Here is a 19897-nt window from a genome sequence, read left to right as displayed (position 1 = left end):
ACTTTATGATGATCAGGTATATGCCGTGCATGAAGAACATGTATGGGGACGGGCTCGTTGCCGTGCAGCGCGAATATGCTGAAGGGGAGAAAAAAGTTTTTGGAGGCCTCAACATGCCCTATTATTATAGCGAAGAAGTGAAGTTATTATTGGTCGAACAAACGGATGAAAAAGTGGAGTTGTTATATGATTCCAACCCAAATACCTTTGAATTGCCGCTTATCGGACCAAGACCGCCATATTATTATAACCCGCGATATGTGCCGTATTATCCCGTGATTTAAGGGTGAACATAAAAAGGGAAAATGGATGAAGAACGGAGTCTGCTGAATTGGGCTGCCTTGGTCTTTCAATGAGTGGACTAAATGCAGCCTCAATTCGATTCAACGAAATTCCCGATCATAACAGATGACATTAGGAAAAACTGACTATATTCTTCTATGAATTTTACAAATACGGAGATAATGGTTAAAGTTATAAATAATACATAGTGCGGACTGGTGTATTTAAAGGAGAGATCCATTTTGGATAACAATATGAAACAACTAATAGAAAATATACAGCAATCGGATGGTGGCCATATTTTATACTGTTTTAATGAATTGGAAGCCTACATTGAAAATGAGGCAACTTTCATCATTGCCGGTGTTGAACAGGGAGACCATATCCTGGTCGTCGAAAATGACCGTATCTTTCCTTTCGTATACAAGAAATTGCAGCTTCATTTAAATGAGGAGCAGTTGGAGCAAGTGCATCTTATGAATAATTTTGATTTTTATTGTTTTCATGGAGACTTCCATCCTTCGACGATGGTTAACTATTTCTTGGAAAATATCGATACATACACTAAACGTAATCAGCACGTGCGGACATGGGGCCATGTTGAATGGGGTCATGACGATCAAGTCAACTTAGCGATAGGCGACTATGAAAAAGGAATCGACAAACTGATCAAGGAACGAGGATTGATTTCTGTTTGTGCATACGATGACTGCAGAGTGCCTGCCGAGCTTAAAACAAACTTGGTCAAGCATCATGGGGTCCTGATAACCGATGAAAAAATCACGATGTTAGCAAACGGATAGAAAAAAGGAGCGAGTTATTTGGAAAGTTTTACTGAACGGGTAATTACTATCATTCAACATATCCCTTCCGGTAAAGTGATGACATATGGTCAAATCGGACAGCTCGCCGGTAGTCCGCGCGGTGCAAGGCAGGTCGTAAGGATCCTTCATTCAAGCAGCAAAAAACATGACCTTCCTTGGCACCGGGTAATTAATGCCAAGGGAGAAATCGGTATAAAAGCAGAGGGCGCCGCAGAACACCAGAAGGCGATGCTCGAGAGTGAAGGCATCACATTCACGGAACGGAATACCATTGACCTCGAAGCTTTTCGCTATCATCCAGAAATATTTTAAACGGGAAAACCGGATAAAAGAGGCGGCGCGGATGCGGACTAAAAAACTGCGGGACGGCCAAATAACGATCGCATTAAAAGAGGCTGATCCGCTTGGATCAGCCTCTTTTTAGGAATTATGAACGGGCATACATGGCAGCATTCATACCGGCGAGTCTTCCTGTTACTAATGCCGATGTGATATTATAGCCGCCTGTGTATCCGTGTATATCCAGAATTTCACCGCAGAAATACAGTCCGTCCATCAGTTTGGATGCCATTTCTTTTGGGTGTATTTCTTTGACGGTTACGCCGCCGCCCGTTACGAAGGCTTTTTCTAGCGGCTGGGTGCCGTGTACTCCGAATTGGAAGTCCTTGCATAACTCTGCAAAGCGGCGGATTTTTTCATTTGATATCGTCGCTCCTTGTTCTTGAAGGTCGATGCCGCTTCGCTCAAGCAGAAAGTGAAGGTATCGTTCAGGAACTAAACCTTTTAAGGTATTTTTTATGGCTTTTTTCGGTTCGGCATTGATTTCCTTCATGATGTCTTGAAAGACCTCTTCCTTGTTTCGGTCCGGCAGGGCATCGAGTTTCATTGTCACTTCCGACAGGTTCCATTTTTTCATCGCTTTCACGACGAATTGGCTGCATCTTAGAACAGCTGGACCGGAGACGCCAAAATGGGTGAAGAGCATATCCATTCGGTGTGTGATCAGGGCCTTGCCCTTTGGATTAAGGACACTCAATGAAACATCGCGAAGTGCGAGACCTTGAAGTGTGCGATCTTTAATGAATGTTTCATGGCTAAGTACGGGAACTTCAGTTGGGAACAGTTCGGTAATCGTATGCCCCGCCTTTTTAGCCCATGCGTAGCCGTCGCCGGTTGAACCGGTGTGGGGAACTGATTTCCCGCCGACTGCAATCACGACTGCATCTGTATCAATGGTCTGTCCATCTTTTAACCGGACACCGCTTGTTTTTCCATGTTCATAGAGAACTTCCGCAACTGGAGAGTTCTTATAAATCGTTACTTTTAAATTAGACAGGCGCGTCAGAAGGGCATCCACGACACTTTGCGCTTTATCGTTGACAGGGAACATCCGGCCATGGTCCTCTTCTTTAAGGGCCACGCCCAATTTTTCAAAGAATTGAATAATGTCTTCATTATTGAACTCTGAGAAAGCACTGTATAGAAATCGCCCGTTTCCAGGGATATGCTGAATGATTTCATCGATTGAGAGCCTGTTCGTCACGTTGCAGCGTCCGCCGCCCGAGATGGCAAGCTTCCTGCCAAGCTTCTCGCCCTTATCCACTAACAAGACATTGGCCCCTTTTTCCCCGGCTGCTATTGCTGCCATCAATCCGGAAGGACCGCCGCCAATTACCACTACATCATATTTCAAATTGATCACCACTTTATCATTTTCAGTCCCTTCATTATATAGCAAGAGCCCGTCAGATTGCGAATGTAGAAAAAAAGGAATTATTTGTTTGTGTATTATCTTCGAAAACGATAAACTTGATTGTAGTTTTCTATAGAAAAAATACTTTAATATGATAAGATAAAGAGCGTGTGAAACGTAACTGACAGAGGCAGGAAGGGATTAGATGTCATCTAAGTTTTTAAAAGGGGCTTTTATATTAACGCTGGGAGCGATTATTTCCAAGGTACTTGGTTTATTTTACGTCATCCCATTTGAACATATGGTTGGGAATAAAGGAGCTACCCTTTATCAATATGGGTACGTTCCATATACCATTTTCATTAGCTTTGCAACGGCAGGCATGCCGCTTGCTGTTTCTAAATTCATTTCGAAGTATAATGCGCTCGAGGAGTACGCCGTCGGTGAGAAGTTATTTAAATCGAGTCTGAAATTAATGGTTGTCACCGGTTTTCTTGCTTTTTTGATTCTCTATACGATGGCACCGATGTTCACTGGAGTCTTTGGGGTCAAGCAGGAAGATGTCGAAGCTGTCACGGAGATCATACGGGCAGTCAGCTTCGCCTTGATTTTTGTACCGTTCATGAGCATCATCCGCGGCTTCTTTCAAGGTCATGAAGCGATGGAGCCAACGGCCATATCTCAAGTTATCGAACAAATTGTCCGCATCGTGTTCCTTTTGGCTGGTGTGTATGTTGTTTTGAATGTCCTTGATGGAGAGTTAGTGAGAGCCATCCAAATGGCTACCTTCGCGGCGACGGTCGGGGCTGTCGGCGGTTTAGTAGTGTTATTTTGGTATTGGAAAAAACAAAAACCCCATTTGGACAGCTTGATGAAGAAAGACCGGGGGACGATGGAAATTTCCCTGAAGGAGATCTATAAAGAAATATTTCTATCGTCGATTCCTTTCATATTCGTCGGAATCGCGATGCCATTGTTTCAGTTTGCGGACTTATTGTCTTTCAATAAGGCGATGTCGTCCATCGGGCTGCAGCATGTCGCAGAAGATGCCCTTGGGGTGTTGAATGTATATGCCCAGAAGCTTGTCTTGATTCCGATGACGCTTGCAACCGGGTTTTCAATGGCGCTTCTCCCTTCGGTGACGAAGGCATATGTAAGCGAGGATTCGGAAGAGTTAAACCGCCAGCTGAACCAAGCTTTCCAAATTTTGTTGTTCATTACGATACCGGCGGTCGTTGGCATGTCGGTGCTAGCCGATCCAATCTATAGTGCCTTTTACAGCCATGATCCACTTGGAATCAGCGTCCTGAAGGCATATGCGCCCGTTTCCATCTTGTTTGCGCTTTTTTCCGTTTCGGCGGCCATTTTACAAGGGATCAATCAGCAAAAATATACGGTGCTCAGCCTGCTTTTGGGCTTTTTAATCAAGTTGAGCTTGAATATCCCCTTGATCAAGTTGTTTGAAACGGAAGGATCCGTTTATGCTACGGCATTCGGCTACTTGGCTGCTGTGCTGCTGAATTTGTATATCATTACCTACTTTACTGGATATCGTTACAGCCTTACCATCAGACGATCTGTTTTGATTTCTGTTTTTTCAGTGATAATGGGACTGGCTGCATGGGGCATGAACAGTTTATTATCGCTGTGGCTTACAACGGAAGGGCGATTCCAGGCGATTTTGATCGTGGCCGTTTGTGCAATTTTTGGAGCGCTCATTTATGCGGCGCTTGCCTTGAAAAGCAAACTTGCCCACCGTTTGTTCGGTGCCCGGATCGATCGGTTAAAAGCTAAATTAGGATTATAAGCTGGAAGTTTGATGTGTAAAAAAAAGGGTATTGAATGGTTAATCCCCAAATTAAAATATAGTGGCCTTGCCTTTCATTAAAGTGGGCAAGGCTTTTTACGGAAAAGGCTTTAGGAGGAAACGATGAGAATTGATAAGATTTTATCCAATATTGGTTATGGCAGCAGGAAAGAAGTGAAAAAGCTCCTGAAATCCGGCGCCGTCAAGGTCAATGACAGGCTGCTCAAGGACCCGAAGGAACAAGTGGACCCTGATACGGAAATCGTGACGGTTCATGGTGAACGGGTTGAATATAGGGAATTCATCTATTTAATGATGAATAAACCGCCAGGCGTATTGTCGGCAACGGAAGACAACTACCAAGAAACGGTCATCGACATCTTGGAGCCGGAAGATTCGGTTTTCGAGCCATTTCCTGTAGGCCGTCTTGATAAGGACACAGAAGGTTTATTGTTGATCACGAATGACGGAAAGCTTGCCCACCAACTGCTTTCCCCGAAGAAACATGTCCCTAAAACATATTTTGCGGTCATTGATGGCGAAGTGACGGAACGGGATATCGAGGCATTCCGCAATGGCGTGACCTTGGATGATGGATACGAAACAAAACCAGGTGAATTGAACATTTTAAAATCAGGTCTGACATCGGATATCGAGCTGACGATCATGGAGGGGAAGTTCCATCAGGTGAAGCGGATGTTTGAGGCCGTTGGCAAACGTGTCGTCTACCTAAAGCGTCTTTCCATGGGGAGTTTACAGCTTGATGAGGAACTTGAGCTTGGTGAATACCGTGAGTTGACGGCGGAGGAACTTGAACAGTTAAAGGCGGGTCAACCGGCTGAATGATATGTGGAAACAAAAAATGAGGCGGACAAAAATTGTCCGCCTCAAAGTATTTTACATATCGATCCTGTTCGGGTGGTCGTTCTTTTTACGATGACATCTTCACCTTTTTACTTGTTGTAGTCCAAAGGCCTCGGCTTGGGCTTTGAACAAGGTCATTGTATGCTAAGACATTTAAATCGCGCTGCACAGTTCGAGGAGTGATGCCAAATTCTTCTACAAGCTCTTGAGTAGAAACCGTACCGTTATTACTAATGAACATATAAACGGATTTAATACGGGTTAACATGCGATTTGTTGAAGGTTTCAAAAAATCACTCCTTATTCTTTTCATTGTTATTTTGAACAAATGAAAACAACCGATATGTCGGACAGCATTTCAGCTGTCACTATGTACTTGCTATACCCACCCTATAACTCCTCGGAAACATTTAGAAAAAATAAGATGTCATTAGCTTCATTCTACCCCTTTGCAAAAGCAAATTCTAGGAAAAGATACTAATTGACTAAATATTACATTTATTATATCGAATTTTAACAAAATTATTCTTTAAACATATACAAAATTAATAAAGAGTTGTTCCATTCTTGAACATATTTTGCCAATACAGGACGCTTAATATGCATTTCGAGATGTCACACAACACGAACGTTGACTTTTAAGGCATGTACATGTTACTTTACTTAAAATGATCATAAATCGTAATTATTACGCTTTGTGTAATAGGTGCTTGATGGCTTGCGGTTACGATGTCATAATGAGGTATCGGGCAGTATAGATTTTACATACATATCTATAAGGATTTAAATATAAACCAATTCGAGGTAGAGCCATATGAACGAAAGATTAATGGAGTTTTTATTGCGCGACGAAGTAACCAGACTTTCTGGCGTCAAAAAACAAGTGTATGAATTCATCGTGAACGAAGAAGATTATCTTGCATCGAAGGCGGACACGGTCGATCAATTCATGAGATTGCTGGTAAAGCATTCTCCGCCCAGGCTCGCAGCCCGTCATTTCAATATGCCTTATGGGGAAATCATTCGTTTCATGAATGAAATAGAAGATGAACTGAATGAGAGATTAGAGGAAAGATGCAAGAAAGTAAAGTGGATGGACTACACGGAAAAGGACCAGCAGGCATTTGTGGAATATCATAGAAAGTTATATCTATTCGTAAATTAATTGGATCATGAAAATGCCCTGGTATGTCAGCATAAAAGGAATTTTAAGTAGGATACTTGGCTCAAATTTATGGGAATCGCCGGGACCCGGTCAGAGTCAAAGCCATGAAAATAGCCTGAGTTTCACTCCATTGATGGAGGATACAGTTTTTTATTTGGGAATGGTCTCATCCCGAATCCCTCTCATGATTTTAGTGAGGGGGTTTTTTTACCACATTTTTCAAACAAAACTTGGTTATCTTTCACGTATTTTTACTGTTTTATAGGATGAATACTCTCTGGATTGAAGAAATTTGCGACACTCCTGCCGAAAAACTGGCTAGCCGAGACCCCACAGACGCTTGCGTCGAGGAGGCTTGGCAGACAGTCGGCGGAAAGGGAGCGGATTTCTGAAATCAACTGCAACTTGAACAAAAAAAACGGGAACTATACTACTGTATAGTTCCCGTTTTTTCTTACTTTTAAGAAAGAATCAAATGTGTGTCGGTCTCTTTAAACGAAGAGATGAAATCTTTATGTACATGATCGTCAGTGATGATGTAATCGATTTTATCCAGTGACGATATCCCGATGGTCACGTCTTTCCCGAACTTTGTGCTGTCAGCGGCAACATAGACTTCTTGAGATAAATCAATGATTTTTTTTCGTGTATTTGCTTCTTCTAAATTATAGTCGGATATGCCTTTTTCAACGGTTATGCCACTCGCACAAATGAATGCTTTTGAAATATTCAATTCACTAAAGTTGAATAAGTAGTCAAATGCAACAATGGATTGTTCATTTTGCCTGACTTTCCCCCCTATGATCAAGATCTCGATATCGCTATGAATGAGCTCATTTACAACAGGGATCGAACTGGTTATCACGGTCAGTTTCTTTTTCTGTTTTATATATTTAGCGATTTGATAGGTTGTCGAACCACTATCGATATAAATGCAATCACCATCGTCAATATACTCACTGCATTTTTGGGCGATGGTTTCCTTTTCTTCTAATTGACTGAACATCCGTTCATCTATTGTCGATTCTCCAAACTTCGATTGAACCAGTTTAACGCCGCCGTAGATCTTTTCTATTTTTCCTTGCCTTGTAAGAAGGTTCATATCCCTTCTGATGGTTTCGATGGAAACTTGCAGTTCTTCAGTAAGCTCGGCAATTTTCATAACTTTTCTAATCGTTAATAACTCGATGATCTTCTTTTGCCTTTCAAGAGGAAGCATAAGTTTCACCCGCCTATTCTTCATATCTTTCTTCCTGATATTCATTTTAAGTGTACTGTGTACCATGAATATATTCAATAAGTAGATGATAAAAATATCACTAGTTGGTCAAAAGTTAGTATGAAGTTAGTAAAGAAGTGTTCAATATTTACATAGTATTTACAAAAATCTCAAATTCGTTTTACAAATGACTTTTATACTAAGGGTGTATTAAAGGAGGTGAACGGTTTGCTAAAATTACAAAATATTAGCAAGCAATTCGATGGAAAATCAGTTTTGGATAATATAAATCTTGAAATTAAAACGGGGGAGATCGTTTCACTATTAGGACCAAGTGGAAGCGGCAAAACTACTTTATTACATATAATTTTGGGCTTGACGGGTATCAATCATGGAAAAATAATTTTCAATGGTGTCGATTTGAGTAACGTGCCCATGAAAGACCGGGGATTTAATATCGTTTTCCAGGATTACGCTCTTTTCCCTCATTTAAACGCCTATGAAAATATCGTTTATGGATTGAGGAACAGGAAGGGATCCGTTTCCAAGGAAGAGCTACAGGAATACATCGATTTCCTGGAATTGACACCGCATTTGAAAAAAAGGATCAGCGAATTATCCGGGGGTCAGAAACAAAGGGTTTCGATCGCAAGGACTCTTGTAATGAAACCGAAGATCTTATTACTTGATGAGCCACTGAGTGCTTTGGATGGTGTGATCAAGGAATCGATAAAGGAACGCATCAAATCCATTGCCCGGGAATATAAGCTGACGACGATCATAGTGACACATGACCCGGAAGAGGCTTTGACGATGTCCGATAAAATTTTGATCATTAATCAAGGGAATATTTCTCAATTTGGATCACCACAAGAAATCATCAATCAGCCAGCCAATGATTTTGTTAAGCAATTCATTCTTAAGCAACTGGAGATCAAGAGAGAAAATATTTATAACTTATTCGGTGAAAAGTATGCCTGATGTAAAACCGGCAATGAGAGTCATTTATATACCTATCTTACTGCTATTTGCCGCTTTTCTTTTCTTGCCGCTTGGCACATTGTTCGTCCGTTCTTTTGAAACGGCTGATGGAATCAATCTCTCGAATTATCTAACGGTGCTTTCAAATGCAGAGCTGATGAAGTCATTTGGAAACAGCGTGAAAATCTCAGGTCTCACAGCCGTCATTACGACCGTTTTAGCCTTTTTCCTGGCTTATTCCATCCATTGCACCCGATTATATAGGCCATTAAAAAGTGTAATTAAAACAGGGATCCTAATTCCGATGCTGCTGCCGACAATCACATTCGGGTTTGCGATCATTTACTCCTTCGGCAATCAAGGGATCATAACGAAGATTTTTGGAAGGAATCTATTCGATATATACGGATTTAATGGATTATTGATAGGTTATGTGATTTATACATTGCCATCAGCTTTTCTTCTCATTAATAATTCCTTCAAGTACATGGATAAAAAGTTCATCATCGTTTCAAAATTAATGGGTGACGGAACGATAAGAAGTTTCATGAATACGATCATACGGCCATTGGCGGGAACTTTGGGTGGAGCTTTTGTACTTTCCTTCATCTTGAGCTTTACCGATTTTGGGATACCGGCTTCAGTCGGCGGGACTTACTCCGTTGTTGCGACGCAACTGTATCAAGTCATGCTAGGTTCGATCCCTGATTTCAATAATGGTGCAGTGATTGCCATTCTCATGCTCATTCCGGTAGTATTCAGTGTTTTCCTATTAAACTATCTCGAAAAACTGAACTTTCATTATGATAAGTTCAGCGATATCGAATTGACGCAGCACAAAGGGAGGGATATATGTTTTGGGGGTATCTCGCTGCTGGTCTTAATAGGGATGTTTTCAGTATTTGCGGTCATGTTCATTGCACCATTTTTAACTAGTTTCCCTTACGATCTCTCGTTCACCTTTAAGCACTTTATCGACACATTCCAATCGAGCGATTTAACGGCAGTCTATAAAAACTCCTTATTCGTCGCCTTGATGACGGCCGTACTGGGAACGTTCATCGCCTTTAGCTCGGCTGTTTTGAATGTCCGGACGCCACTTAGGGGGAAATCGTCAATGGATGTCATTTCGATGTTGACGAATACAGTACCGGGAATGGTGTTGGGTTTATCGTATTTGCTGCTGTTCAACGGCAGCAGCTGGAAGGGGACCTTTGCCATCATCATTCTATGTAACATGGTCCATTTCTTTACGACACCCTATTTAATGGCGAAGAACTCTTTATCCAAAATGAACCCTGCTTGGGAAACCACCGGGAATCTATTAGGGGATAGCTGGATCAGGACAATCTATCGTGTCATCCTGCCTAACTCGGCATCCACGGTCATTGAGATGTTCAGCTACTATTTCATCAATAGTATGGTGACGATCAGCGGAATCATCTTTTTGGTCACCGCCCAAACCACATTGGTGGCCAGTAAAATTAAAGAGCTTCAGCATTTTGCCAAATTCAATGAAATATTCATCCTGTCTTTACTTATCTTTTTTACAAATCTAGTCGTGAAGCTGCTTTGTGATCATTATCAAAAAAGACAATTCAAACATTAATGAGGGGGATATTATGTTTAAAACGATGAAGATAGCCTTACTGTCTCTAGTTGCTTTAGGTTTGGTATTTGTATTGGTGGGCCGTAACAGCGGCAAAGCAGATGAGGAAAAAGTGGTCATTTATACGAATGGTGATGAAGAAGCCACTGCAGCAATGGAGACTTCCTTGAAAGATGCCGGATACGAAGGGAAATATGTCCTTCAATCATTAGGCACATCTGAATTAGGAGGGAAACTGCTGGCAGAAGGCACTGAAATCGAGGCTGATGTCGTGACGATGAGTTCCTATTTCATCGAAAGTGCACAAGAACAGCACTCCATGTTTAAGGATCTGTCATTCAGTACAAAAGCATTGGAACAAAATCCAGCCTATTATACGCCGATCTTGGCAAATACCGGTTCCATTTTTGTGAATACGGAAGTTCTCAAACAAAAAGGCCTGCAGATGCCGACCACGATTAAGGACTTAACAAAGCCGGAATATAAAGGGCTCGTTTCAATTCCTAACATCCTGGACTCTTCAACTGGGTGGCTGTTAGTTCAAGCAATTATCAGTCAATACGGTGACGCAGAAGGGAAAAAGGTTCTCCATGACTTAATAGCAAATAGCGGTCCGCATCTTGAGAGCTCAGGTTCAGGTCCAATCAATAAAGTGCAAGCAGGGGAAGTGGCTGCCGGTTTTGGTTTACGCTATCAGGCCGTGATGGCTAAAGAGTCGGGCTTACCGATCAAGTTTGTCGATCCGACAGAGGGGAATTTCTCCTACACGGAATCCGTAGCTGTCGTGAAAAAAGATAATGAAGCAAAAACAAGTTTAGCGATGAAAATGGCGGAAACGATCAGTAAAGATGCTAGAAAAGAACTGTTGAAACATTACCCGGTCGCACTTTATGAAGGTGAAAAGGTGACGGAAAAGAACAAACCGGCCCACCCTAAGAAATACAAGCAGCCTCTAACGGTCGAATTATTAAAACAGCATCAAGAGTTCTTTAAATCAGCACAATGATAAATACAGTGAGGAGTGAAGGAAAATGAATACATATAAACTTTTAACGCCTGGACCGCTGACCACTACAAGTACGGTGAAACAGGAAATGCTTGTTGACCGCTGTACGTGGGAAAATGATTATAAAGAAATCACGCAAAAAATCAGAGCCCAGCTTCTTGAATTGGCATATGCTGCAAACGGAGAATATACGGCTGTACTTATGCAGGGAAGCGGATCGTTTGTTGTAGAATCTGTGCTGACGACTGCACTTTCAAAATCCGATAAAGTGCTGATCATAACGAATGGCGCATATGGAAAAAGGATTGTGAAAATGGCCGAGTGCATCGGACTGAATCATGTGGAATATGGCGTTGAGTACAATGAATTTCCAAAGGAGACTGAAATCCGGAACATCTTACTGGATGATAGTGACATCACACATATTGCAATGGTTCATTGTGAAACGACGACAGGGATTTTAAATCCGATAGAAATGGTTTCGAAGATATCAAAGGAACAAGGGAAAACCTTGATTATTGATGCGATGAGCAGCTTTGGCGGAGTTGACATGAATGTACCTGAACTTGGAATTGATTATTTGATCAGCAGTGCAAATAAATGCATTCAAGGAATCCCTGGTTTTGGTTTCGTCATTGCAAAGCTTGACAAATTGTTGGCATGTGAAGGCAATGCCCGCAGTCTGTCCCTGGATTTATATGATCAGTGGAAAGAGATGGACAAGGATGGAAAATGGCGTTTCACATCTCCGACACATGTAGTGGCTGCGTTTGCTAAAGCGTTGGAAGAATTAACGGAAGAGGGCGGCATTCCAGCCAGATTCGCCCGCTATAAAAATAATAATGATAGGCTGAGGGAGCTTATGGGTAAATTGGGCATTCATGCGTATATCTCACCTGATAAACAATCGCCCATCATTACAACATTCCTTTTTCCTGATGAAACCTTTGATTTTGGGGACTTCTACAATTTTATCAAAGAGAGGGGTTACGTAATATACCCCGGAAAGCTGACTGATATAGATACATTCCGAATCGGCAATATTGGCGAAATCCATGAAGAAGATATCGAGGAACTTGGCAGGATCGTAGAAAAATATATGAAAGTGGTGACAGTATGAATAAGGTAGAGGGAATCATTTTGGATTGGGCTGGAACAGCTGTGGATTTTGGGTGTTTTGCACCAGTGAATGTTTTTGTGGATATTTTTAAGAATGCTGGACTGGACGTGACGATGGAGGAAGCCAGAGCTCCGATGGGCATGCTGAAAATCGACCATATTCGTGCGATGCTGACCATGCCAAGGATATCTTCGTTATGGGAAGAACAATACGGAAGGCCATTCAATGAGGAAGACGTTGAAAAACTATATGCTGAATTCGAACCGGCACTGATGATGTCATTGGCGGATTATACAGATCCAATACCAGGGGTTATCGAGACAGTGGAAGCGTTAAGAAATCGTGGCCTGAAGATTGGGTCGACAACGGGTTATACGGATACAATGATGGAGGTCGTCGTAGCAAATGCTTTGAAAAAAGGGTATCGGCCGGATTTTCATGTCACCCCGGATGCAACCCATTCGATTGGAAGGCCTTATCCTTACATGATATATCGGAATATGGAAGAATTGAAGTTAACCGCATCATGGAAGGTAGTGAAGGTAGGAGATACCATTTCCGATATGCAAGAGGGAGTCAATGCTGGGGTATGGTCGGTCGGAATCATTGTCGGAAGCTCCGAGATGGGATTGAGTTTGAATGAGTATACAAGTTTACCAGAACGAGATAAACAAAATCTCATCTCTAAAACGGCAGACACCTTTATGCAAAACGGGGCAGACTTCACCATCAAAACGATCGAGGAACTGCCTGAACTCATAGATCGAATCAACCTTCTTATAACAGAAGGGAAAAGACCTCATTCAAGCTAACATTCAGTGCCAGAAAAGTGCAGCATCTTTCATCCTTGAGTAGGAATGAGGGATTGCTGCACTTTTTCGCTTTTGGACTGAGTTCTATCTCGATTCTCTTTATTTCTTTTACAAGGTGAGGATTGACTTACGACATCAATCTTTTGTTAGATAACCATTCGATAGATTAATCCAGTAATGACCTGTGGGTCTCATACCGACAATAGTCGTGTCTTAACTGTATTTTTATCTTATTTTTAAGCATCTTGGCTTTTTAAATCCACATCATAATTTTCTTCGATTTTCAATTCTGGTGGCTGTTTTTTAAGTCCTTTTGTCAATACAAGTAAATAAATGATGCCTATTATTAACCAACTTACTCCAAGTATTTTTGAGTGCACATCAAGATTCACAAGTAGTAAAAGATCAAGAGCAGCTCCAATAATAGGAACAATTAAATATAAGACAGTTCCTTTTACCGAACGTTCTCTATTTCTAATATAATAATGAGCAATTACGGAAATATTAACACAAGTATACGCAAGAAACGCCCCGAAATTAATAAATGATGCTACAAGATCTAAACTTAAAAATAAAGCAAGCAAAGAGACAGAACTAATGATCAGTATATTATTTACGGGTGTCCTATATCTCGGATGCAGGGTACCAAAGAACTTTTTAGGAAACTGTCCATCGCGCCCCATCGTATAGAGGACTCGTGATGCACTTGCCTGGGACGACATGGCACTGCCCAATACAGCTAATGCGTAAAGCGCAAGATATATTGAGTACATCACCTTTCCACCAACAAGTTTAATAATTTCATAGGCAGCCGAATCAGGATTATTAAATGTGTGATACTCTGGCCATACAAGATACGAGAAATATGCAACACTTGTAAAGATTAAACCACCACCAAGGGTAATTAAAATAATAGCTCGGGGAATTGTTTTCTTAGGGTTCACTGTCTCTTCCGCAAACGCTGTAACTGATTCAAACCCAAGGAAACAAAAGCATAATAATGCTGCTCCAGCTATTGTATAAGAAAAGGGTTCTTTCGAATTATAGAATGGCTCAAGAGATAAAAGAGTTGCCGTGCTTTCGCCCATAAAAATTTCCTTAATAGAAAAACCTATAAAGATAAGGATAAAAAGTAAAGCGAAAATCGTTATGAATGCGTTTACATTTGTGGCAAACTTCAATCCTTTAATATTAATAAAAGTGACGAGCACCAGCATACCTACAATCCAGATGTAACTTGGAATGGAAGGAAAGGCTGCTGAGAAAAAAATACCAAATACTAAATAATTTACCATTGGCATAAATAAATAATCCATTAAGATCACCCATCCGACAAGAAATCCAACAGAGGGATTGATCGATTTTTGCGTATAAACATAAGCAGAACCGGAAGATGGAAACGCAATTGCCATTTTCCCATAACTGTAAGCAGTAAACATCATTACCACTAGAGCAACTATCATTGCCCCCGGAACCGTACCGTGAGAAATATTAGCCGCAATACCATACGTAGTAAAAGCTGTGGTTAACCCCATAAATGAAAAGCCAAACAACACAACTGGAATGAGTGTCAGTGTTCTATCTGTTTTCCTTAAATTTGTCATGTAAAATACTCACCTCTTTTACCTGATTTAACTTTTATAATAAATGGGATTCAAATTATTACTTCCAAAGCTTTTTTAATACGTGGTTTTCTAGAAATCATATAAAAGTCAGAAAGATGCTAGGGAGCCTGCTTTGAATTATCCATGAACTTGTTGTGTAGAACTTATTTTCCCGTTCCCCGTAAGGAATTCCGTCTGCAGAACAACAATGATAATTCCTGCAAAAATCTTCTCACTGGCATCTTTACGGACTCTTGTAATTTCTTTAGTAGTGACTTGTTCAACGTGAATACTGATTTCTAATCAATAGAAAAACTAAGAATATGAGATAACTCTAAGGACGCTTTATTATTTGGACAATAGTAACTCCGTTTTAATTTCTGTATAAGGCATGTTATGATTGATCCCAACTTCGTGATGAACAATTTCACCGTTCAAAGTGCTGATACAATTTCTTACTATTACATCATTTACTATAACCTCTTTCAAACCATTATTCGCAATGTCCATAATATATGGGCCTGTTGTCATCAGCATCATGTTTGTCGAGGTTTGTGGACATAGAGCCGGCATATTCGGGACACAGTAATGTAGGACTTCTTGTTCGTAGTAAACTGGTTCCTCTAAAGTCGTATAACGTGAGGTTTCAATTATACCCGTTCCTGCAATATCAATAATGATAGAATTAGGTTGCATCTTACTGACCATCTCTCGTGTTATGAGAGGTTCGGTTACCCCTGGCATCGGATAAATTGTATTAATTAAAACATCACTTTGAATAAGTTCTTCGAACATCATATCTTTATCCCAACACAAAATGTCCACCCCTGGCAACTGATTGTTCAAATAATCGATGCGTTTCATTGAGGCTTCCATGATCGTTACATTCAATCCAAGGCCCACAGCAACTTGCGCAGTATTGAGTCCAGCATTGCCACCACCAAGTATGAATACTTTGCTCGACGGTAAACCGGCCAGTTTCCGGAGAAGTATTCCTTTTCCTCCATAACCATATTGAGCATATTTGACTGCTTCAAGCATTGCCAATGTTCCTGCAATTTCACTCATTGGTTTAATCGTAGGTCTTGTCCTATCAGGTAAAACGATTAATTCCATTGATATTGAAATTGCTTTTTTATCTAGTAATGCCTGTGTCATCTCATGATTTACATCTTCCGCCAAATGAAACCATGCCATTATCATTTGATTTTCTTTAAGAAGGCCGTATTCATATGGTTGAAGCTCCTTCACTTTAACAACAAATTCTGCCTTCTCATAAATTTCGTCAATCGTGTTTACTATTTTTGCTCCAGCCAAAATATATTTCTCGTCACCAAAACCACTAGCTTCACCTGCCCTGCTTTGTATTAGTACTTCATGACCGAAAGCTGTTAATTTTTTTACCCATGATGGATTTAATCCCACTCTAGTCTCTGCGGTTTTTAATTCTTTAGGAACTCCTACTATCATTGTTCATTCTCCTTTTTAATTGTATTTAATTTATTGAACATTCTAAAATCTTACAGGGAAATGATAACCCTTTCATTAGACACGAGGTTAAATGTATATTAGTTTTTTTTTAACCAAGCACTTTTGGTCATTTTGTACTTTTATGAATATAGCTTTGGTGAAAAAGTGATAATTTTTCCATTGTTTATCTAATGTTTTGGTCGTTTTAAGTTTCAGTACTTCATCGTTCATGCACACATATAACTGATGAAAAATGGTGGAAATTATAAAAGATTATCAGGTTGATTGAGGTATTTCATTAAAGCATGTAAAAGAACATTACTTGGGGTTAAACGAGATAGAGATCCATATTTTATGGGCTTAGACTTTCTAGTATAGTTATAATAAAATGATACAGCTAACAATTATTAAATGAGGAGGTACACATGCTTACAGTACAAGATGTTCTTAAGCGCTCACTCTTTTCAAAGACGGAGGTAGTTGCGGGGGCTAACGGGTTGCACCGTCAAGTGAAATGGACACATGTCCTTGAAATCCCGTTTTTTGATGATACCATCTTTCAGGGAGGGGAACTGATACTCTCCACCGGATTTGGGTTTGAATGGAGAGACTCCTCTAATACTTCATTTTTGTTAAATCTTATCGAACGCAACGCCTCATGTTTATGTATAGAACTTGGACACCACTTCGAAAAGGTCCCTAATGAAATGATCGAGATGGCAAATGAGTATAACTTTCCGATTATTATTTTCAAAGAATTCATAAATTTCGTTGAAATAGCACAGGATCTACATTCGTTTATCATTAATGCTCATCATGAGAAGTTGGTTACATTAGATTCGATATCAAGAAAGTTCCATTCATTGTCACTCACTACTCATGGGTTATCAAATATTTTAAAGTTGTTGCAACAGAAGACAGAAGCACCAATTATCTATCTTCCTATTGATGGAACACCTTTTTCGATTCCAGGATTGAAAAATGAATTCATGGAACAGCTACTTCAAACCATTTATGAAGATAAAGAACACTGGCAAGACCGAATTACAAATGATTCGCCCGTTGAATGGAAGGCATTAAACCATACTATTCTTCTCCAACCGATCGGGGCAATGGATCAAATCTGGGCGTACCTTGTTATGGTTTTAGATCGTGAATCGGATGAATTCGATTTCCTAATCCTTGATCGTGCTTCTCTAGCAATCTCACAAGACTTACTGCGCAAACATTATTTGGACGAAAAACGATTACGTTTAGAATCTACATGGCTAAATGATTTACTTTATAGACGCATCAATAATGAGGAACAAGCAAGGGGATTTATTTCGTTAAAATCTAAGCACGCTTCTATACATTATCGAGTTGCAATCGTTGATATCGAAGATGTTTTTCATCCGTCTTCATTAAGTTTATCTGATGAAGAAAATGAATCTGCTATATATCATTATTCTTTAAAAATTCGATCTGGGTTCGCAAAATATTCTTTTACACCCTATATCACATCAGTAAGAAATCAGATTATTGTATTAGCTATTGATCTTGGAACTGCCGATTCCTCTAAGGCACGCTTCTTGAAAGTGATCAATGCCTTGCTATATGTTAAAGAAGGTGAATCTAGCCAAATCCGTATAGGCGTTGGGCGACAATACCAGTTACTTTTGGATGCTCATACTGGTTATCGAGAAGCGCAGTTAGCTTTAAATTATCGTACGTTTTCAACAAGTGCCTTTTACGAAGACCTTGGCATCCTTCGGTTGATACAATTAATTCAACATGATCAAGATACAGCCCATTTTATTGAAGACTATCTCTCTCCTTTAATATCCTATGATAAGGAATATGGAACGGAATTGCTTCTGACTTTAGCAAAATACTTTGAGCTTGATCGCTCAAAGAAGCTTACTGCTCAAAAATTACATGTTGTAAGACAAACACTCTATCATCGGCTGGAAAAAATAAAAAAGATTCTTGATCTTGATTTTGATATGCCGGAGAACAGATTAAACGTTGAAATGGCTTTGAAAGCATATCAACTCATACAACAAGTGGGAGTACCTACGAAGTAGTTATCAACCGCCAACCACGGGGCGATGTTAAGACCGAGGATAAAAATAATTTAGCAATAATATTAACGTCCCATACCCTTACTCCATTTACCATTCATACTTTCTTAATGAATGGTAAGTTTTAGTGATTGGAAATAAACAACTTTGTAGATTTTTAAAATGAACAGAGTTATTTAATGTCTGCTTATTGTAAAAAATGAAAAAAGAGTGTACCATTAAATGAGAATGATAATCAATCACATTTGGTTACCGGGGAGTGGGCGTAAATGGAACAAGATTTATATGATGTAACGGTTATTGGGGGAGGGCCAGCAGGCCTTTACTCCACTTTTTATAGCGGACTTAGAGAAATGAAAGTTAAACTGATTGAATACCAGCCACGGCTAGGCGGGAAAATTCATGTCTATCCGGAGAAAATGATTTGGGATGTAGGAGGGCTGACACCCACTACTGGGGAAAAATTAATTGAGCAGCTAGTGGAGCAAGGTTTAACATTCAATCCAACAGTCGTCTTGAATGAAAAAGTGGAATCCATCACACGGAATGAAGAAGGTATCTTCGTTTTACATACGGCTTCAGGTCAAATGCACTTTTCCAAGACGATCATTGTCGCGGTTGGCGGCGGAATTCTGAATCCGCAAAAGTTGGAAATAGACGGGGCAGAAAGGTTTGAGGTCTCCAATTTAAACTATACTGTTAAGTCTTTCAATCGATTCAAGGATAAGACGGTGATCATCTCAGGCGGCGGGAATTCTGCTATAGACTGGGCAAATGAATTGGAGCCCATCGCCAAAAAGGTGTATCTGACATACAGGAAAGATAGTTTAGCAGGTCATGAATCACAAGCAAGGCAATTGATGGAAAGCTCTGCTGTTTGTTTTTTGAATACGACGATTACAAAACTGATCGCCTGCGCTGATCATGAATCAATTGAGCATGTTGAACTGACGAATCACGCAACGGGAGAGGTTTCTTACTTGCCGATCGACGAAGTCATCATCAATCATGGTTATGAGCGTGATACATCGCTGCTTCGAAATAGTAAAGTGGATATAGCCATAGCCGACAATTATTATATTGAAGGTACTTCTTCAAGTGAATCCTCGATGGATGGAATATACGCTGCCGGTGATATCCTTAAGCATGAAGGTAAATTGAACCTAATAGCAGGTACTTTTCAAGATGCAGCAAATGCCGTAAACAAAGCAAAGCAATATATCCAGCCTGACGCTCACGGAGTGGGGATGGTTTCTTCCCATAATGAAATCTTTAAAAAGCGCAACAGGGAATTGATCAAGGAAATGATGAAACCGGCTGGGGTACTTTAAAGGGAAAATAAAAGCTCCAGGGCCTCATGGGCCCTGGAGCTTTTTAG

Annotated in this window: 18 protein-coding genes and 1 pseudogene; 13 read left to right on the top strand and 6 right to left on the bottom strand. The window is 40.3% G+C overall.

Features of this window, described 5'->3' with window-relative positions; genetic code table 11:
* The first annotated feature begins 29 nt into the window (after positions 1-29).
* The 3 genes from FNK51_RS16080 to FNK51_RS16070 all read left to right on the top strand — a co-directional run bounded on the left by FNK51_RS16080 (position 30) and on the right by FNK51_RS16070 (position 1418).
* A complete protein-coding gene (locus tag FNK51_RS16080) occupies positions 30-284 on the top strand; it encodes a hypothetical protein (protein WP_141993985.1) in 255 nt (84 codons plus the stop codon).
* 240 nt (positions 285-524) lie between these two features.
* Positions 525-1085, top strand: coding sequence for an MEDS domain-containing protein (locus FNK51_RS16075; protein ID WP_141993984.1), 561 nt, complete (start codon positions 525-527; stop codon positions 1083-1085).
* Positions 1086-1163: 78 nt separating this feature from the next.
* Entirely contained in the window at positions 1164-1418 is a 255-nt protein-coding gene (locus FNK51_RS16070; protein ID WP_063232865.1) for an MGMT family protein, read from the top strand.
* Between the two features lie 115 nt (positions 1419-1533).
* Here the strand turns inward: FNK51_RS16070 and FNK51_RS16065 are convergent, their stop codons facing one another.
* Entirely contained in the window at positions 1534-2799 is a 1266-nt protein-coding gene (locus FNK51_RS16065; protein WP_141993982.1) for a BaiN/RdsA family NAD(P)/FAD-dependent oxidoreductase, read from the bottom strand.
* Between the two features lie 205 nt (positions 2800-3004).
* On the opposite strand from FNK51_RS16065, the gene FNK51_RS16060 reads away from it, so the two are divergent.
* Positions 3005-4606 (top strand): putative polysaccharide biosynthesis protein, encoded by a 1602-nt coding sequence (locus tag FNK51_RS16060; RefSeq protein ID WP_141993981.1) that lies wholly within the window; start codon positions 3005-3007, stop codon positions 4604-4606.
* Positions 4607-4729: 123 nt separating this feature from the next.
* Complete coding sequence (locus FNK51_RS16055) at positions 4730-5452, top strand: pseudouridine synthase (protein ID WP_076364518.1); 723 nt, start codon at positions 4730-4732, stop codon at positions 5450-5452.
* 85 nt (positions 5453-5537) lie between these two features.
* Here the strand turns inward: FNK51_RS16055 and FNK51_RS16050 are convergent, their stop codons facing one another.
* Positions 5538-5759, bottom strand: coding sequence for a DeoR family transcriptional regulator (locus FNK51_RS16050; protein WP_034309346.1), 222 nt, complete (start codon positions 5757-5759; stop codon positions 5538-5540).
* Between the two features lie 525 nt (positions 5760-6284).
* On the opposite strand from FNK51_RS16050, the gene FNK51_RS16045 reads away from it, so the two are divergent.
* Positions 6285-6635: a hypothetical protein gene (locus FNK51_RS16045; protein WP_098372038.1), complete on the top strand. Its 351-nt coding sequence runs from the start codon at positions 6285-6287 to the stop codon at positions 6633-6635.
* Between the two features lie 460 nt (positions 6636-7095).
* Here FNK51_RS16045 and FNK51_RS16040 read toward each other — a convergent pair whose 3' ends face one another.
* Complete coding sequence (locus FNK51_RS16040) at positions 7096-7854, bottom strand: DeoR/GlpR family DNA-binding transcription regulator (RefSeq protein WP_141994004.1); 759 nt, start codon at positions 7852-7854, stop codon at positions 7096-7098.
* A gap of 228 nt (positions 7855-8082) precedes the next feature.
* Between FNK51_RS16040 and FNK51_RS16035 the strand changes: the two genes are divergently transcribed.
* Genes FNK51_RS16035 through phnX form a run of 5 tightly spaced genes read left to right on the top strand, consistent with a single transcriptional unit; the run spans position 8083 to position 13382 of the window.
* Positions 8083-8835, top strand: coding sequence for an ABC transporter ATP-binding protein (locus FNK51_RS16035; protein WP_141993980.1), 753 nt, complete (start codon positions 8083-8085; stop codon positions 8833-8835).
* Positions 8828-10444 (top strand): ABC transporter permease subunit, encoded by a 1617-nt coding sequence (locus FNK51_RS16030; RefSeq protein ID WP_141993979.1) that lies wholly within the window; start codon positions 8828-8830, stop codon positions 10442-10444. The genes FNK51_RS16035 and FNK51_RS16030 overlap by 8 nt, the downstream gene beginning before the upstream one ends.
* 13 nt (positions 10445-10457) lie before the next feature.
* Complete coding sequence (locus FNK51_RS16025) at positions 10458-11450, top strand: extracellular solute-binding protein (protein WP_141993978.1); 993 nt, start codon at positions 10458-10460, stop codon at positions 11448-11450.
* Between the two features lie 25 nt (positions 11451-11475).
* Positions 11476-12570: a 2-aminoethylphosphonate--pyruvate transaminase gene (phnW, locus tag FNK51_RS16020; protein ID WP_141993977.1), complete on the top strand. Its 1095-nt coding sequence runs from the start codon at positions 11476-11478 to the stop codon at positions 12568-12570.
* Positions 12567-13382 (top strand): phosphonoacetaldehyde hydrolase, encoded by an 816-nt coding sequence (phnX, locus tag FNK51_RS16015; protein WP_141993976.1) that lies wholly within the window; start codon positions 12567-12569, stop codon positions 13380-13382. The genes phnW and phnX overlap by 4 nt, the downstream gene beginning before the upstream one ends.
* 62 nt (positions 13383-13444) lie before the next feature.
* Here the strand turns inward: phnX and FNK51_RS27775 are convergent.
* From FNK51_RS27775 to FNK51_RS16000, 3 genes and pseudogenes are all read right to left on the bottom strand, one after another.
* A pseudogene (locus FNK51_RS27775) lies at positions 13445-13595 on the bottom strand (IS110 family RNA-guided transposase); the annotation flags it as partial.
* Between the two features lie 23 nt (positions 13596-13618).
* A complete protein-coding gene (locus FNK51_RS16005) occupies positions 13619-14986 on the bottom strand; it encodes an APC family permease (protein WP_141993975.1) in 1368 nt (455 codons plus the stop codon).
* Positions 14987-15334: 348 nt separating this feature from the next.
* A complete protein-coding gene (locus tag FNK51_RS16000) occupies positions 15335-16456 on the bottom strand; it encodes an alanine dehydrogenase (RefSeq protein WP_141993974.1) in 1122 nt (373 codons plus the stop codon).
* Positions 16457-16881: 425 nt separating this feature from the next.
* Here FNK51_RS16000 and FNK51_RS15995 point away from each other — a divergent pair, with 425 nt between their 5' ends.
* Both FNK51_RS15995 and FNK51_RS15990 read left to right on the top strand, forming a co-directional pair.
* On the top strand, positions 16882-18522 hold the full coding sequence (locus FNK51_RS15995; RefSeq protein ID WP_141993973.1) for a PucR family transcriptional regulator: 1641 nt from the start codon (positions 16882-16884) through the stop codon (positions 18520-18522).
* A 266-nt stretch (positions 18523-18788) separates the two neighbouring features.
* Positions 18789-19850, top strand: a complete 1062-nt coding sequence (locus tag FNK51_RS15990) for an NAD(P)/FAD-dependent oxidoreductase (RefSeq protein WP_141993972.1) — start codon at positions 18789-18791, stop codon at positions 19848-19850.
* The last annotated feature ends 47 nt before the right edge of the window (positions 19851-19897 follow it).

This window comes from Bacillus sp. B4EP4a, from assembly GCF_006680105.1.
Classification (GTDB): domain Bacteria; phylum Bacillota; class Bacilli; order Bacillales; family DSM-1321; genus Peribacillus; species Peribacillus simplex_E.
The sequence above is the reverse complement of the archived record's forward strand: the minus strand, read 5'-3'. Positions and strand labels throughout refer to the sequence as shown.

What these genes read in the sequence shown, in the direction of transcription:
- FNK51_RS16080 (WP_141993985.1), top strand. Translation starts at nt 30, where the DNA reads ATGAAGAACATGTATGGGGACGGGCTCGTTGCCGTGCAGCGCGAATAT.
- FNK51_RS16070 (WP_063232865.1), top strand. Translation starts at nt 1,164, where the DNA reads ATGACATATGGTCAAATCGGACAGCTCGCCGGTAGTCCGCGCGGTGCA.
- FNK51_RS16060 (WP_141993981.1), top strand. Translation starts at nt 3,005, where the DNA reads ATGTCATCTAAGTTTTTAAAAGGGGCTTTTATATTAACGCTGGGAGCG.
- FNK51_RS16055 (WP_076364518.1), top strand. Translation starts at nt 4,730, where the DNA reads ATGAGAATTGATAAGATTTTATCCAATATTGGTTATGGCAGCAGGAAA.
- FNK51_RS16045 (WP_098372038.1), top strand. Translation starts at nt 6,285, where the DNA reads ATGAACGAAAGATTAATGGAGTTTTTATTGCGCGACGAAGTAACCAGA.
- FNK51_RS16040 (WP_141994004.1), bottom strand. Translation starts at nt 7,854, where the DNA reads ATGCTTCCTCTTGAAAGGCAAAAGAAGATCATCGAGTTATTAACGATT.
- FNK51_RS16030 (WP_141993979.1), top strand. Translation starts at nt 8,828, where the DNA reads ATGCCTGATGTAAAACCGGCAATGAGAGTCATTTATATACCTATCTTA.
- FNK51_RS16025 (WP_141993978.1), top strand. Translation starts at nt 10,458, where the DNA reads ATGTTTAAAACGATGAAGATAGCCTTACTGTCTCTAGTTGCTTTAGGT.
- phnW (WP_141993977.1), top strand. Translation starts at nt 11,476, where the DNA reads ATGAATACATATAAACTTTTAACGCCTGGACCGCTGACCACTACAAGT.
- phnX (WP_141993976.1), top strand. Translation starts at nt 12,567, where the DNA reads ATGAATAAGGTAGAGGGAATCATTTTGGATTGGGCTGGAACAGCTGTG.
- FNK51_RS16005 (WP_141993975.1), bottom strand. Translation starts at nt 14,986, where the DNA reads ATGACAAATTTAAGGAAAACAGATAGAACACTGACACTCATTCCAGTT.
- FNK51_RS16000 (WP_141993974.1), bottom strand. Translation starts at nt 16,456, where the DNA reads ATGATAGTAGGAGTTCCTAAAGAATTAAAAACCGCAGAGACTAGAGTG.
- FNK51_RS15995 (WP_141993973.1), top strand. Translation starts at nt 16,882, where the DNA reads ATGCTTACAGTACAAGATGTTCTTAAGCGCTCACTCTTTTCAAAGACG.
- FNK51_RS15990 (WP_141993972.1), top strand. Translation starts at nt 18,789, where the DNA reads ATGGAACAAGATTTATATGATGTAACGGTTATTGGGGGAGGGCCAGCA.